We start from the raw sequence: 14,313 nt of genomic DNA, 5'->3' as shown, positions 1-14,313 counted from the left end.
TGTCCGTTGAAACCCCAATGCACCACCGCAGAGGGCAACCGGCAGGTCCGCATCAACCCGGTCTATGAAGAGGGCAAGGCGATCGCCCGCCGGGCGTTAACGAGTGACGAGGGAGCATCCACCTATGCCCGGCGCAAGATCGAAGCCGAAAGTGTGTTTGGGCACTTGAAAGCGAACCGCCGCTTTCGCCGGTTTGCCCTCCGGGGCACCGCCAAGGTGACCACGGAATTTGGATTGTTAGCCGTCGCTCACAATCTACGAAAAAAAGCGGAAACTACGAAAAAAGAAGCCGGAGAAACATCTCCAGCTTCAGCTTAAAAGAGCTATCATTCGATTTTTGGGACAGCCCCTTTTTATTAATCCACCGGGCGTCTTCCCGGCTCCATATCAGAATTGGAGGCCGTCATGACTGGTGTTACCGTCAGGTCGGAATACACCCGGTTTTGACAGGAGAGCCTGATATTTTCATCAGTAATGTCTTTGTTTTCGAGAACCGCGGCTTCAGGAGCTTGCTTCGGCCCGAGCTCTCCTTCGTTTACTTCACACCTGCAGGTGGTGCACCTGGCGTTTCCGCCGCAGCGGTGCAGAATATCAACACCATTGTCTTCAAGTGCAAGCACTAATTTTTTTCCTTCTTCCACTTCAAATGTACCGTAGCCTTTTACGTGAACCGTTGGCATAGTATACCCCCTCTTTAAAATAAAATGCACGTAAAGCGTAACATAATGGAAACAGCGCACCTAATTGACCTTTAATCAGCTGCCCCTTTATGCCTTCTGCATTTTCTCACGTTTCCTCATCCTCCTCGAGCGGCACGAATGCTACATATTCCACTACCGAGGATTTCACTTCTCCCCGGCTGTTTTTTTCTATGAGAAGCAGTTCCTGCCCCATTCGGCCACCCACCGGCACCATCATTTTCCCGGGAGCTGCCAGCTGCTCCACTAAGGGGTCCGGCACAGCTTCGGCTGCTGCTGTTACCATAATACGATCGTACGGCGCATGCTCCGGCCAGCCTTTACTGCCGTCGCCCAGACGGTAATTAATGTTCGTAAACCCCGCTTCCCGCAGGCGCTCCTGTGCCCTTTCCTGCAGCGGTGGTATTCGTTCCACTGTGTAGACAGAGTCGGAAAAGGCTGCTAACAGAGCTGTTTGGTAGCCGGAGCCTGTACCAACCTCAAGCACCCGGCAGTCCGGCTCTAAATCCAGCTCCAGTGTCATTTTCAATACGAGGGACGGCTGGGAGATGGTTTGTCCGTGCCCAATCGATAATGCCTGATCCCAATTGGCAAGGTTTTTGTCCGTATCCATATAAAAACTGCGGTCCATTGCCCGGAAATAGCTTCGTATCTCTTTATCCCTATCGCTTTTTGACATAAGTGAACTCCTTTCTTCTTATTTTGCCAAATACTGGCTATATAAAAGTTCTTTTATTTATCATCTTTTCCCGTACGCTTCGTTTTCCATTCCTTTCCCTTGAAAAAATTGAATGAACCAAGCATACTTTTAGACAAATAGGGTTATTCGTACTACGATTACTCTATACTCGCAATGAAGCGAAATGAAGGAGGTTCTCATAAATGGCTATTGTACACGTATCAGATCAGGACTTTTCCCAACAGATTTCCGAAGGTGTCGTTCTAACTGACTTTTGGGCACCTTGGTGCGGACCATGCAAAATGATTGCTCCGGTTCTCGAAGAAATTAACGAAGAAATCGGCGACAACGTCAAAATTGCTAAATTAAACGTTGATGAAAATCAGGAAACTGCCGGTAAATACGGTGTTATGAGCATTCCAACACTCATGATCTTCAAGGACGGCGAAATGGTAGAACAAATCGTCGGCTTCCAGCCGAAGGATCAGCTCCAGGGTCTGCTTGAAAAACACATGTAATTTTCCGTTTTAAAAATCCCGTGCTCATAGCGAGCGCGGGATTTTTTCTGTTATTTATAATGCTTCCATTCCTTTTCCTTCACAACTTCTTCCTTCTTCTGGCTTTTCCTTCCCCACCAGGACACGAGCAGCGGCCCCGAAATATTATGCCAGACGGAGAAAATAGCGCTAGGAAGCGCCGCAAGCGGCGTGAAGTGGACCGTGGCCAGCTGAGTGCCAAGCCCGGAATTCTGCATTCCGACCTCAATCGATACCGCCCGCCGTTTTGTTTCGTCCAGCCCCACCAGCTTCGCCGTGACATAGCCAAGGGCCAGGCCAAAGCCGTTATGAAGCACAACTGCTGCAAAAACCAACAGTCCGGTTGAAGCAATGTTTTCCTGATTTGCCCCGACGACTCCGGCCACAATCGCAATAATGGCTGCCATGGACACGATCGGTAGTGCCTGGACGCTTTTTTCCACTGTCTTTGGAAACAGATGTTTGATCATTAACCCGAGTGCAATAGGTATAATAATCACCTGAAAAATGGATAAGAACATTGCCAGCGGATCCACCGGCAGCCACTCATTTGCAAACACCAAAAGAGCCATTGGCGTCAAAAGAGGTGCAAGCAGCGTCGACACCGTCGTCATAGCAACTGATACCGGGAGGTCCCCTTTAGCCAAATAAACCATAACGTTTGAGGCTGTACCTCCCGGACAAGCACCTACAAGCACGAGACCTGCCGCTATTTCCGGCGGAAGCTGCAGAACCAGGGCAATGATAAAGGCAGCAAGCGGCATGATAACAAACTGCGCAATCACCCCGGTCAGCACAGGCAGCGGCTTTTTTGCCACAATGCGGAAATCAGAGAGGTTCAGCGTAAGTCCCATTCCAAACATTATGATACCGAGTAAAATAGTTATGTAACCAGTAATTCCTACAAATACATCCGGCAGCAGATAAGCAATAAATGCAACAATTAACACAAAAACAGCAAAATATTTATTTACGAATACATTCAGGCTGTTCATTCTCCCACTCCTTTATTTTCTCTAAATTATGAAATATTTAGCATTTTAACGCTATTGTATTAATATTTCAATTCTTTAATGAGAAAAAGGAAGCGGAATACTTTGTTTTTCTTCACATTCTTCTATTGAAGCCACGCCTGCCCTGGAGTAATTTGTTTAAAGAAGTGGTCTTGAGGGAATCTTTTGGCAACGTGTGCACTCGTAAAAGGAAAACGAGAGGGGGATTACACATGTGGTGGTGGAGATTTAATCACGAAGGTCCGGTTTTTGAACCCTTTGGTACCGGGCAGCTTATGGTATGGCTCTGTCTTGCCCTCGTCTGCACCGGTATTATACTTTTTCAAAACTACCTTCGGCGTGAGCCCCTGGCCAGGCAGACGATTAAGTGGCTCATCATTGCCACCTTCCTCCTTGGGCAGGTCGCCCTGCAGCTTTTTTACATCACCAACGGCATTTGGAATCCGCGTTTTTCACTTCCGCTTAAAGTCAGCGACCTGGCCTGGATAGCAGTTGTTGTTATGCTTATGACCGGCAGCCGCTTTTGGACTGCCTTCGCTTTTTATGCAGGCACTTCAAGCGCCTTACTTACTATAGTATTCCCGGATATGGAACGGTACGGCTTCCCACATTTTCGGTTCCTTCACTTTTTTATTACTCACGCGCTCATTGTGGCAGGCGTTGTTTATCAGGTGGTGGTGGAGCGTACCTTTATCTCCTTTCGCTCCCTGTTTGTCGTTTGGGGAGCCTTAAACGCTGCCGCCGTACTGGCATTTTTGGTGAATCTCTATTTCGACGCCAATTACATGTACTTAATGGAAAAACCAGCGTCGCCCTCCCCGTATGATTTCTTCGGCCCGTGGCCCTATTATTTACTTACGCTTCAGGGTATAGCATTAACAGCATTCCTGTGCCTGTATGCAGGATATCGCTTCGTTGTGAAGAAATTTCTCCTTTTTTAATGTTTCTCTGCTTAAAATGAAGACATTCCACTCCACTCCTGCAGCCGGTACCGCAAGTAAAGCAGGCGGGAGTCACTCTTATGCTTGCTGTAATCCAGGGTGTGTGCCATCAGAATTATTCCACAGACGCTGATAATAACTCCGTACGTTTTTTACAGTTTCCGAATCGTTGCTGCCGGTAACTACAACATCGGTTTCTAAATTGTAATTATCCAAATTTCTTCTTGTCATATTCGCTGATCCACCAATAACTACTGTCTCCTGCTCCTTTTCCATCATCATCATTTTGGCATGGTACTGCACCCCTTCGGCATGATACCATCGTATATTTATATGGCCATTTGATCTCTCCACGAGTTCGTGGGCTGCCGGCTGGTTGGGAATGCCTATTTTTTCGTTACCAAAGGCTTCTTCGTTTATATCCATAATAATATTAATATCAGCCCCACGGCCTGCTGCCTCAATGAGCGCCTCAATGACATCACGGTCCGCTAAATAAAACATCCCCATTCGTAATTTCCCGTCCCTGGGTAACTGACTTATTTCTTTTAGCACCCGCTCTTTAATTTTTCGTTCTGTTAAGAGCTGTACCCCGTACTTCCCGTTTTTTTCCGGCACTTCCACTTGAGAGATAAACGAATCGAACTTTTCCCTTGAACGGCCTGCCATTTCCGCTACTTCTTTTTCCGTCGCCAATAAATCCTTCAGCACAGCCCCCCTGACCTCAAAGCCTGTGTTGGCATGATACCCGCTGGCATCGTGCGGATTGGCTGAAGTGACTATCCCCGCCTTCTCAGTGACAAGCGTTTTCCGGTGATTGGCTTTGAAGTTTAAGATTTCCAGATAAGAATGAAGCGTCACATCCGGGGCATCACTCGTAAAAAAGTTAGGAAGCCACCCTCTCCCATGGTTTCCAAACCACTGAACAAAGGTGCGATAAAACCCTGAGTAAATCGGATTTGAATCTCTCAGTACACTCAGCTCTGTGAAAATAACCTCAATACCGCTCTCCTCGAGCTGCTGAAAGTGTTCAGGCGTGTATGCCCCGTAAAAGGTGTTCACCGGGTCCGTTAAAACTACTATTTCTATATCAGGCTCCTCCTCTTTTTTATTGATTAACGCCTCCGACACGCGCCTCGTTAATGGCGGGAATTCCTCCCCCTCGTCATGTTCACTGTTAAAGTAGAACACATCCATAACAATAAACTGCTCCGCTTCCTCAATGTCTTGCTTTACCGTATCAAATATTTCTTGTTCTACTATTTTTGACCCCGCAGGAGAAGCGTAGGTATGATCCTCAAGAAATCGGACATGGTCTATACGGTGCTGTCTTCCCTCATAGGAAACATTCGCAGGCAGGGGCTTATTACTCCCATAAATAGCGGTCATGACTACAGCTGAAATGGTGCCGAGTAAAGCCACGAGCATCCAATTTTGTCTAAGAGAGTCTCTCTGAAATATTTTCGGAATTTGTCTTTTCATAACAGCGCTCCTTTTATTGATCCTGCGTGATGCTGTTTTATTTAACCAAAACACCGTACCAACGGATGTCTCTGCAGCCTGTCCTCTCTAAAATTTCGTTCAGTTTCTTATCCCCAATAGATTAATTAGTAAAATGCATTTTCTTTATAAAAAGTATTTGGATGACTACTGAATTATTACAAAAATAAAACATGTATATTTAGCACTTATTATGATTTAACATTTTATATTACAAAAATGTTACAAGTATATTACTGTTCACCTTCAAAAGTTCTACTCATTTCCCTTAATATTTGTTTAAAAAACGTCATATTACAGCTTACTGTCATTTTTATACATAGGCTTTTTTACCTAAATAACAGCCTTTAGCACTGTTCATTAAAATTTCAAACTATTAATAAAGCAATTGAAGTTTTTTGCTTTGATTATTTCAAAAACACTTTTATAAAAGCATTTTTATTAAAACTATATTACAAAACTTACACATTATTGAATTGTCTCTCACATTCTTATAGAATTGGGTTTATAGAAAAACACATACTAAAGACTCACAAAAATACATTTAGGAGGTGCAGCTTCACTTCGCTACATCCATTAGCCTGTCTACTACTTATACTTATAAAATCCAGTATTCTCATCGAAAAACTTATCATTATACTCCTACATATATAAGACAGCGGATGATAGATAAAGCAAGTGAACACACATAATGAAAAAATATTTATTTGGAACAGCAGTAACAGCAGGAGTACTATTCGCAGGCCCACAGGCAGCGGATGCAGCAATTGATGATCATGGTTCGTTGTCCTATGGTGATGTCAACTCCTCGGTAAATGATCTTCAGGAAGCATTAAAAGAAGAAGGCTACTTTGAAGGATATACCGGTTCCCGCTTCGGCCCTAAAACCCTTCAGGCTGTTAAGGATTTCCAATCGGCAGAAGGCATTTCATCTCCAGCCGGTGATTATTACGGAGTAGCAGGACCTTCGACCCAGGGAACACTAATGGATATTATTGGGTCCAGTTCCTCTTCAAACACCTCAGGCAATTCGAGCTCCACTTCCATTGGAAGCCACGGGTCAATGTCTTACGGAGATGTGAATTCTTCCGTAAACGCTCTTCAAAAGAAACTAAAAGAGTATGGCTTCTTCGAGGGCTACACCGGTTCCCGTTTCGGTCCCAAAACGCTCCAGGCTGTTAAGGACTTCCAATCGGCAACAGGCATCTCATCTCCTGCCGGGAACTATTACGGAGTAGCAGGGCCATCCACGCAGAGCGCCCTGATAGATTACGATGGTTCTTCTGCCAGCAGCTCGAGCAGCAATGAACAGGTAGCCGGCATTTCTACAGGCACTGGTTCAGACATCGTCAGCACAGCCAAGCAGTACATGGGCACCCCTTACGTTTGGGGCGGAGAATCGCCAAGCGGGTTCGACTGCAGCGGCTTTATCAACTACGTATATGACAAACACGGCAAAAGCATGCCGCGTACTGTGGCCTCTATTTACAGTGCAAGCACAAAGGTTTCAAGCCCGTCTGTTGGCGATATCGTTTTCTTTGACACACGGGGCGGCGCCTCACACGCTGGTATTTACGTTGGAAACAACGAATTCATCCATGCGGGTGCTTCCACCGGCGTTACTGTCTCAAGCATGAACAGTTCCTACTGGGGCCCGCGCTACATGGGCGCCGGCCAAATCTAAACAGCATCATCATAAAAAGCCAGGGTTCCTTATACGGGGAACGCCTGGCTTTTTGCATGCTTGCTGGCTGTTTACAAATAATTTTTAAGTGCGTACGCTACCCCGTCTTCCATATAGCTTTTGGTTACGTAATCCCCGGCTTCTATTACTTCTTCTACTGCGTTTCCCATGGCGATGCTTGTACCGGCTATCTCAAACATGGATAAATCATTTAAGTTATCCCCGATAGCTGCTGTATGTTCGAGCGGCACTCCCATTTCTTCTGCCATACGGCGCAGAGCATACCCTTTGCTTACGCTTGGATGGGCAATTTCAAGCTTTGTGATCCCCGAGGAGGTCAAAGAAACGTCTGTGCGCGGGCTTAACCGGTCCCGCAGCTTTTTTAATCTTTTCCGGTCAAAGGACAATACAAATATCTTGTATATTTCTGCCGTGGCCGGATCCACATCCCGGTAGTCCTTCATATATCCCGTGCCGTGCTGGGCGTATTGGATGCCCATCTCTTCTTCTGACCAGGCTGTTGTCACCTCTTCATTCTCTTGTTGTACCTTCTGCACTTCTGCTCTGAGCCGCTCCTTGCCCCCTTCAAGCAGTATCACTCCCTGGTTCGTGTATATCTCGTAGTACCATTTTTCATTTTCAAGCTCGGGAAGCAGCTCTTCGGTGATCCCTTCAGGCATAACCAACTGATCAATGCTCTCTCCGTCCTGATAGGTCCAAGCGCCGTTTCCGACCATCATCGGGCAGTCCAGGCCGGCGAGCTTTAAAATATCCTCAGTATCCTGCAGCGACCTTCCTGAGCAGACGGCTACTATATCTCCCTTTTCCTGTGCTGCCTTTATAGCTTTCACATTTTCTGTACTGATGGAGCGGTCTTTTTTAATAAGTGTTCCGTCTAAATCAACAGCGATCAGCTTCATTTCTGCTTTCCTCCCAATGTAATAACGGTATAAATCTTTCTTATTTACTTTTATCATAAACTTTTGGCGATGTCGCGAATAAATTTACAGGAGGATTCTATTAATATGCTCTTCAAAGTTATATATTCCTCTGGAAGTATGTTTTAATAAAAGAAAGACCATCATAGAAACGGGGAGTTGCAATGAACCAGGCAGCGGATACTTATTGGAAAAATTTTTGGCAGCAGCGAAACGAGACCCCTCCCGAGCAGGTAACGGCCTGGTCCTTTGGCGTGGATCCCGATGAACTTGCAGAGCTTGTCGTTTCCGGAGTCAAAACGGCTACATGTTCTGCTTACATGTTTTATGAGATAGAAAATGAACCTCTTCCTTCGATAGGAGATTACAGCGTCGTTTTAAACAGAGCCGGCGATCCGGTATGTATTATCCAGACCACCAGTGTCAAAATTATACCGATGAACGAAGTGCCCAAAGAATTTGCTGAAGCTGAAGGGGAGGGAGACCGTTCATACGAGTATTGGTGGAAGGCACATGAACAATTTTTCACCGAAGCGCTCGAAGAGGTTGGGGAAATATTCCGGGAGGATATGACGGTCGTCTGCGAACGATTCGAGGTAGTGAAGTAAGGAAGCATCTATAAAAAAGAAGCTGCCGGCAAGCAGCTTCTTTTTCGTTTATTCCACCGGCTTTAATTTGTACACTTCTCTTGATACAACGAGATTCTCAGTGTTTTCCCGGTAGGCCTGATAATGCTTGGTCTGAATATGCTGCTGCACGGCTTCTTCGTCCTTCCACTGTTCGGAAAAGATAAATACCCCGTCGTCTGCTTCCGATTCATACAAAACATATTCTATGCAGCCCGCTTCTGCCCTCGACGGAGCCAGCGCCTTTTTCAGCTCTGTTCTCAAAGCTTCTTCTTTTCCGGGCTCCGCCTGCAGAAATGCTTTAATGGTTACTGTCATACATCTTCCTCCTTTGTATGTTTATTATACGGCTGTCCTGCCCGTTTCTGCACGGTTCAGGACTTGGAGTATAAAACAATCTTTCGCAGGAAAATTCACTTCTTTGCTTACTTTGACAGATTCATGCAGTAGAATAAAAGACAACAGCAATTATTGCGGCGAGGTGATCAGCAGTGTACGAAAACTTACAGGCTCTTACTACAGCAGAACAGGCGGAGTACCTTACAGAATACCTGGTGGAGTGGGACAGCGTGAACGCGTCAGATGGCGAAGTATCGATCGCCCACGAGCTCTACCGCATCCTGCATACGTTTCCTTATTTTCAACAGTTTCCGGAACGCTTATGGATAGAGCCGGTTCACGGGGACCCCCACGGGCGCCAGAACGTGTTTGCCTTTATCAAAGGCCCGTCTGCTTCAGCTCAGACGATTCTTTATCATTCCCACATCGACACCGTAGGGATTGAGGACTACGGAAATATTAAACATCAGGCCTGTTCCCCAAAAGAACTGCTTCCTTACTTTCAAAGCTATACAAATGACCCTGAAGTGCAGGCAGACGCCCAAAGTGGAGACTGGATGTTCGGACGCGGGTCCGTCGATATGAAAAGCGGCATCGCTGTGCATATCGTGAACCTGCTTTATTTCTCGGAGCATCCGGAAGAACTTGAAGGCAATATTCTGCTTTTACTGAACCCCGATGAAGAAAGCGAGCACTGCGGCCTTATCGGCGCGCTGCCTGTCCTTCGTGATTTAAAGCGTTCTCACGGCCTTCAGTACCTGCTCGCGATTAATAACGACTTTATCGCTCCTTTGTATGAAGGAGACACCACAAAATACATCTATACAGGAACTGCGGGGAAACTGCTGCCTGCCTTTTTCGTTTTTGGGCGCGAAGTACATGTCGGTGATACGCTTGCCGGCGTAGACCCTAATTTCGTTGCCGCTAAACTGACGGAGCGCATCCACAACAATTATGATTTAACTGAACATATTCCCGGGGAACTGATTCTGCCCCCGACGTGTCTTTATCAGCGTGATACGAAGGAAAGCTACACTGTTCAGACTGCTTCAGGCAGCCGGCTGTATTTTAATTACTTTTTATACGAAACCACTGCAGAACAGGTAACCGAACAAATGCTTCAGGCAGCGCGGCGGGCAGCCGAGGAATCGGAGCAGTATTTTGCCTCTCAATATGACAGATACATTGAGACCACCGGCATGCCTCCAAAAAATATTTCCTGGGAAATAGACGTTAAGACGTATGAGAACTACCGCCTTGAGCTTGAACAAAAGGGACTCGACACGCAGGCAGCCATTCAGACAAGGCTTGCTAAAACCGCCGGCATGGACCTCCGGCTGCGAAGCTTTGAGTTAGTGCACGCATTGCGTGAGCTTGATCCGGATAAAACACCGCAGATCATTTTCTTTTACGCCCCGCCGTTTCTGCCGCACAATTATTTAACAGACGCCAATAGCCGGCACCAGGAGATGAAGGCCTCACTTTCCTCTATTCTTCGGGACAGCTCAGCCAGTACCGGAGAAATATTCGAGATGCGCAATTTCTTTCCCTATTTGTCCGACGGCAGCTTTTTGTCCATCCAGGAATCGGATGCGGAGCTAGAGCCGCTCTTAAAAAATTTACCGGAAGGAGACACTCTTTATCCGGTGCCAGTCGATGCTATAAAACAGCTGAATATCTCCTCCATCAACATGGGTGTGTACGGAAAAGACGGGCATAAATGGACCGAGAGGGTATACAAGCCTTACTCCTTTCACGTTCTTCCCGGCTTGATCCGGGACACCACTACCCGGATTCTGCATGAATTCGCCGCGGTAAAAGAATAGGACAGCGAAAGCCGGCGCTCCGTAAAAAGAGACGCCGGCTGCTTTAGAGCTGCTTTTCAAAAAGAATACGATCCTGCTTTTCTCCGTCGTAGTCGGTATGTACCGCAAGTCCGTTCTAAGGATTTTAACCCGAGCCCTTTGACTATACCAGCCCCAACGTTTCCACTAGCAACAATTCTTTCTAGGATTTTCTGGTGCCCGGCTGCGGAACAAATATTGAAGCACCGGTGCCTTCAGCCTCCGGTGCTTCTTTTTCAGATCTTAAACCTTAAATGAGCGCACGGAATTCCCAAGCTCTTCTGCCATACGCGCAAGAGTATTCGATGCAGATGATATTTCCTGCATGGAGGCATTCTGTTCTTCAGAGGAAGCAGCTACGCTTTGAGTATGTTCCATGGACTGATCGGCGATGTCTGCGACACCCTGAACAGAATGCATTAGTGCCTCTGTCTGGGCCGTCATCTGTTCTACAGCCGCGGACGACGCTTCAAGCTGAACGGCGATATCTTTCGTCGATACAGAAATCGACTGAAAGGCTGTCTCCGCCTCTTTTACCTGATGGATACCCCCTTCCACCGCTTCTTTACCATCCTCCATCGACGTAACCGACTCCTTGATGTCTGTCTGGATATCTTTAATCAGCGAACCAATCTGACTCGCAGAACTACCGGACTGCTCGGCAAGCTTGCGGACTTCCTCAGCCACCACGGCAAATCCCTGACCGCTTTCGCCAGCACGTGCAGCCTCGATGGCCGCATTTAACGCAAGCAGGTTTGTCTGGTTGGCGATATTGGTAATCAGCGAAATAATATCATTTATCTGGCCAGACTTGTTTTCCAGGTGATGGATAAACGTTGCGGTGTGGTTCGTTTTGTCCTGAATCAGTGACATCTGGCCAAGCGTCTGCTGAATCACCCGCGAACCGTTCTCCGCCGTTTCGACATTTACCGACGAGGATTCGTTAATTGCCTGAATACTTCCCGATATACGCTCCATGCCGCCGGAGATTTCGGCCACCAGCGATTTTGTTTCTCCCATGCTGCGGGCCTGGTTTTCTGCCCCGCTGGACACCTCCTGCACCGCACGGGACACTTCGTCAGCAGCCGAGCTTGTTTCCTCCGCACTCGCACTAAACTGCTCTGAGGAGGCCGCGACCTGCTCGGAAGTGTCTAAGATCTGTTTTATTAACGCACTCAAATTTTCCCGCATTTGATTGTATCCTGCTGTCAGGCGGCCTATTTCATCATCTGAAGGGTCTGATAGTTCTGTGGTAAAATCTCCCTCTCCTGCTGCTGTCAGTGCCTCTGTCATGCGTCCAAGTCTTTTGGATATTCTGCGTGAAAACAAAAATACACCCCCCATCGCTGCGATGCCGGCGATCACTAAAGCAATTAAAAAGGTAATGAGTGCGTCACCGGTAATTTCATCAAGTATTTCCTGTGAAGCACCTACATACCACATGCCGATAGGCTCTCCCGCTTCATTGTAAATAGGCTCATATGCTGTTTGATAGCTCGTACCTACTACATCTGCTTTTCCAGTATACATTTCTTCATCCTGCAGCACCGTTTCCACCACTTCCTCTGACGCCTGCGTTCCGACAGCACGCTCTCCCTCAAGCATCACGTTGGTCGTTACACGGGTATCATTCATGAAAATGGTTACGGTGCCCCCGGTCATTTCCCCGACGAAATCAACAATATCGGTGTTTCCGCTGATAATCGTTTCTCCTTTCATTAAATTGCCATCTGCGATACGCCACTCCCCGGGGTATTCACTATTTATGTATTCATAGCCTAAATTTAAGTCGGAAACTGCTTTTTCCACAGCCGTTTCTTCTACACCCTTTTTTATCTGGTCGAACGTAATAAAACCAATCACAATAGAAAAACCAATCAGAACCGCAGCCATAAGTACGTTCAGCTTTGTGCCAAGCGTAAGCTTTTGTATTAATCTTTTCACCGTTCTCCTCCTTCAACTGATGTCTTATTATTACTATCGTAATAATCACCACATAGTTTATAGGAAGAAATGGATTTTTATGGATAAAATAAAAAACCCTTCAGCCAATACGGTTGAAGGGTTGAGTGAGGCCTCGGGTTAAATATCTTTATGGGTGAAAATATCATGGTCATCAGTGCTTGTCGAGGAATATTCTGCGGTCACAGCGCCCTCTTCGCCTGCCTGGAACCAATGCTTTGTATTCGGAGGAATCGTGTATTGGTCCCCTGCCGTTAATATGACTTCGTGGGCTGCTGTAAACTGGTCCCTGTCCTGTTCCGGGGGAAGCACCTTTGGATTTGAAGTCTTTTCTCCTTCGACATACAAATAAACGGTGCCAAATTTGCAGCGGAACGTTTCCTGCTTGCCCGGGTCCCCCGATTCCACTGGAGGATGAAGATGCTCAGGGCACGTCTGACGCGGAAAGAGCACCCATTCTTTGGCGCAGTACCGGTCCGTATTAATATACATAAATAGCTGCAGGCCCAGCTCATCCAGGCGCCCGAGACCGAAATCATTGATCTGGATGTCCCGTATTTCTTCGTCTTTGAGCGTAATATCTGCCAGCCGGAAGTATTCATTTACTTTTCTCTGAACTTCAATTTCTGTTAAATCATTCAGCTTCATATGATTCTTCCTTTCTTAAGATGACGTATACATACCGCCGTTCACGTGAATGCACTGGCCGGTCATATAGGAGCCTTCATCCGATGCAAGCAGGACGTAAGGGCCCATCAGCTCCGACGGCTGCCCCGGACGTCCCATTGGCGCCGTAGTTCCGAATTCCGCCACCGAATCTTCATCGAATGTAGATGGAATCAGCGGTGTCCAGATTGGCCCCGGTGCTACCATATTCACCCGGATGCCTTTACCGACAAGGTTGGCTGCCATACTGCGGGTAAAGCCGTTAATGGCTCCTTTAGTGGACGTATAATCAATCAGGTTCGGGTTACCTGTATACGGATTAATGGAAGTGGTGTTAATAATAGAGCTTCCTTCTTTTAAATGTGGAATCGCAAACTTGGTCATATGAAAGACTGAATATAAATTGGTTTTGAATGTTTTATCCCACTGTTCTAACGAAATGTCCTGCAAATCGCTCGTCGGAAATTGAATCGCAGAGTTATTTACCAGAATATCAAGTTTGCCGAATTCACTCACCGTCTTTTCAATCAACGATTTGCACGTTTCTTCCTCCGAAACATCGCCGGGCAGAAGAAGGGCCTGTACGCCTTCGTTTTCAATCAGTTTTTTCGTTTCATCAGCGTCGCTTTGCTCTTCCTCCAGATAATTGATAACTACATGGGCGCCCTCCTTGGCGTAGGCAATCGCCACCGCGCGGCCGATACCACTGTCACCGCCGGTAATTAATGCCACCCGGTCGGTAAGCTTTCCGCTCCCTTTGTAATCGAGCGGCTGGATCGGCAGCGGCTTCATTTCTGATTCAATACCTGGCTGCTCGGGCTGGGTCTGCTTTGGCTGGCCGTCCTGCTGCTGTTTATTAATATCCATTTATATCAGTGCCCCTTTTC

The 14,313-nt window shown here is 46.9% G+C and carries 15 protein-coding genes; 6 read left to right on the top strand and 9 right to left on the bottom strand.

Annotated elements, in window-relative coordinates:
- On the top strand, positions 1-318 hold a 318-nt coding region (locus G548_RS0111515), incomplete at its 5' end, for a transposase (RefSeq protein ID WP_022794307.1).
- Between the two features lie 38 nt (positions 319-356).
- On the opposite strand, the gene G548_RS0111510 is transcribed toward G548_RS0111515, so the two are convergent.
- Both G548_RS0111510 and G548_RS0111505 read right to left on the bottom strand, forming a co-directional pair.
- Positions 357-680: a 2Fe-2S iron-sulfur cluster-binding protein gene (locus tag G548_RS0111510; RefSeq protein WP_022794306.1), complete on the bottom strand. Its 324-nt coding sequence runs from the start codon at positions 678-680 to the stop codon at positions 357-359.
- 106 nt (positions 681-786) lie between these two features.
- The gene (locus G548_RS0111505) at positions 787-1,377 is read right to left on the bottom strand and encodes a protein-L-isoaspartate(D-aspartate) O-methyltransferase (RefSeq protein WP_022794305.1); all 591 of its coding nucleotides are present in this window, start codon (positions 1,375-1,377) and stop codon (positions 787-789) included.
- A gap of 203 nt (positions 1,378-1,580) precedes the next feature.
- Here G548_RS0111505 and trxA point away from each other — a divergent pair, with 203 nt between their 5' ends.
- Positions 1,581-1,895, top strand: coding sequence for a thioredoxin (gene trxA / locus G548_RS0111500; protein WP_022794304.1), 315 nt, complete (start codon positions 1,581-1,583; stop codon positions 1,893-1,895).
- A gap of 50 nt (positions 1,896-1,945) precedes the next feature.
- Here trxA and G548_RS0111495 read toward each other — a convergent pair whose 3' ends face one another.
- Positions 1,946-2,908 carry a bile acid:sodium symporter family protein gene (locus G548_RS0111495; protein WP_022794303.1) on the bottom strand — a complete coding sequence of 321 codons (963 nt, stop codon included), beginning with the start codon at positions 2,906-2,908 and terminating at the stop codon, positions 1,946-1,948.
- Between the two features lie 230 nt (positions 2,909-3,138).
- Between G548_RS0111495 and G548_RS0111490 the strand changes: the two genes are divergently transcribed.
- Positions 3,139-3,867 carry a YwaF family protein gene (locus tag G548_RS0111490; protein ID WP_022794302.1) on the top strand — a complete coding sequence of 243 codons (729 nt, stop codon included), beginning with the start codon at positions 3,139-3,141 and terminating at the stop codon, positions 3,865-3,867.
- A gap of 78 nt (positions 3,868-3,945) precedes the next feature.
- Here the strand turns inward: G548_RS0111490 and G548_RS18035 are convergent, their stop codons facing one another.
- Complete coding sequence (locus G548_RS18035) at positions 3,946-5,349, bottom strand: phospholipase D family protein (protein WP_051143865.1); 1,404 nt, start codon at positions 5,347-5,349, stop codon at positions 3,946-3,948.
- A gap of 709 nt (positions 5,350-6,058) precedes the next feature.
- Between G548_RS18035 and G548_RS0111480 the strand changes: the two genes are divergently transcribed.
- Positions 6,059-7,051 carry a C40 family peptidase gene (locus G548_RS0111480; protein ID WP_022794301.1) on the top strand — a complete coding sequence of 331 codons (993 nt, stop codon included), beginning with the start codon at positions 6,059-6,061 and terminating at the stop codon, positions 7,049-7,051.
- A 71-nt stretch (positions 7,052-7,122) separates the two neighbouring features.
- On the opposite strand, the gene G548_RS0111475 is transcribed toward G548_RS0111480, so the two are convergent.
- Positions 7,123-7,971 (bottom strand): Cof-type HAD-IIB family hydrolase, encoded by an 849-nt coding sequence (locus G548_RS0111475; protein WP_022794300.1) that lies wholly within the window; start codon positions 7,969-7,971, stop codon positions 7,123-7,125.
- A gap of 182 nt (positions 7,972-8,153) precedes the next feature.
- Here G548_RS0111475 and G548_RS0111470 point away from each other — a divergent pair, with 182 nt between their 5' ends.
- Positions 8,154-8,597, top strand: a complete 444-nt coding sequence (locus tag G548_RS0111470; RefSeq protein WP_022794299.1) for an ASCH domain-containing protein — start codon at positions 8,154-8,156, stop codon at positions 8,595-8,597.
- Between the two features lie 48 nt (positions 8,598-8,645).
- Here G548_RS0111470 and G548_RS0111465 read toward each other — a convergent pair whose 3' ends face one another.
- A complete protein-coding gene (locus tag G548_RS0111465; protein WP_022794298.1) occupies positions 8,646-8,933 on the bottom strand; it encodes a putative quinol monooxygenase in 288 nt (95 codons plus the stop codon).
- A 173-nt stretch (positions 8,934-9,106) separates the two neighbouring features.
- Here G548_RS0111465 and G548_RS0111460 point away from each other — a divergent pair, with 173 nt between their 5' ends.
- Positions 9,107-10,780, top strand: coding sequence for a M20/M25/M40 family metallo-hydrolase (locus G548_RS0111460; protein ID WP_022794297.1), 1,674 nt, complete (start codon positions 9,107-9,109; stop codon positions 10,778-10,780).
- 261 nt (positions 10,781-11,041) lie between these two features.
- Here the strand turns inward: G548_RS0111460 and G548_RS0111455 are convergent, their stop codons facing one another.
- From G548_RS0111455 to G548_RS0111445, 3 genes are all read right to left on the bottom strand, one after another.
- Positions 11,042-12,742: a methyl-accepting chemotaxis protein gene (locus tag G548_RS0111455; protein ID WP_022794296.1), complete on the bottom strand. Its 1,701-nt coding sequence runs from the start codon at positions 12,740-12,742 to the stop codon at positions 11,042-11,044.
- A 138-nt stretch (positions 12,743-12,880) separates the two neighbouring features.
- Positions 12,881-13,408, bottom strand: a complete 528-nt coding sequence (locus tag G548_RS0111450) for a D-lyxose/D-mannose family sugar isomerase (RefSeq protein ID WP_022794295.1) — start codon at positions 13,406-13,408, stop codon at positions 12,881-12,883.
- A 15-nt stretch (positions 13,409-13,423) separates the two neighbouring features.
- Positions 13,424-14,293 (bottom strand): SDR family oxidoreductase, encoded by an 870-nt coding sequence (locus G548_RS0111445; protein WP_022794294.1) that lies wholly within the window; start codon positions 14,291-14,293, stop codon positions 13,424-13,426.
- Between the last annotated feature and the right edge of the window lie 20 nt (positions 14,294-14,313).

The organism is Marinococcus halotolerans DSM 16375 (assembly GCF_000420725.1).
Taxonomy (GTDB): Bacteria; Bacillota; Bacilli; order Bacillales; family Marinococcaceae; genus Marinococcus; species Marinococcus halotolerans.
Note: the sequence above shows the minus strand (reverse complement) of the source record. Positions and strands in the feature narration are given on the sequence as shown.

Excerpts from the sequence above, each read along its gene's own strand:
- G548_RS0111510 (WP_022794306.1), bottom strand. The coding sequence starts at position 680 with ATGCCAACGGTTCACGTAAAAGGCTACGGTACATTTGAAGTGGAAGAA.
- G548_RS0111505 (WP_022794305.1), bottom strand. The coding sequence starts at position 1,377 with ATGTCAAAAAGCGATAGGGATAAAGAGATACGAAGCTATTTCCGGGCA.
- trxA (WP_022794304.1), top strand. The coding sequence starts at position 1,581 with ATGGCTATTGTACACGTATCAGATCAGGACTTTTCCCAACAGATTTCC.
- G548_RS0111495 (WP_022794303.1), bottom strand. The coding sequence starts at position 2,908 with ATGAACAGCCTGAATGTATTCGTAAATAAATATTTTGCTGTTTTTGTG.
- G548_RS0111490 (WP_022794302.1), top strand. The coding sequence starts at position 3,139 with ATGTGGTGGTGGAGATTTAATCACGAAGGTCCGGTTTTTGAACCCTTT.
- G548_RS18035 (WP_051143865.1), bottom strand. The coding sequence starts at position 5,349 with ATGAAAAGACAAATTCCGAAAATATTTCAGAGAGACTCTCTTAGACAA.
- G548_RS0111480 (WP_022794301.1), top strand. The coding sequence starts at position 6,059 with ATGAAAAAATATTTATTTGGAACAGCAGTAACAGCAGGAGTACTATTC.
- G548_RS0111475 (WP_022794300.1), bottom strand. The coding sequence starts at position 7,971 with ATGAAGCTGATCGCTGTTGATTTAGACGGAACACTTATTAAAAAAGAC.
- G548_RS0111470 (WP_022794299.1), top strand. The coding sequence starts at position 8,154 with ATGAACCAGGCAGCGGATACTTATTGGAAAAATTTTTGGCAGCAGCGA.
- G548_RS0111465 (WP_022794298.1), bottom strand. The coding sequence starts at position 8,933 with ATGACAGTAACCATTAAAGCATTTCTGCAGGCGGAGCCCGGAAAAGAA.
- G548_RS0111450 (WP_022794295.1), bottom strand. The coding sequence starts at position 13,408 with ATGAAGCTGAATGATTTAACAGAAATTGAAGTTCAGAGAAAAGTAAAT.
- G548_RS0111445 (WP_022794294.1), bottom strand. The coding sequence starts at position 14,293 with ATGGATATTAATAAACAGCAGCAGGACGGCCAGCCAAAGCAGACCCAG.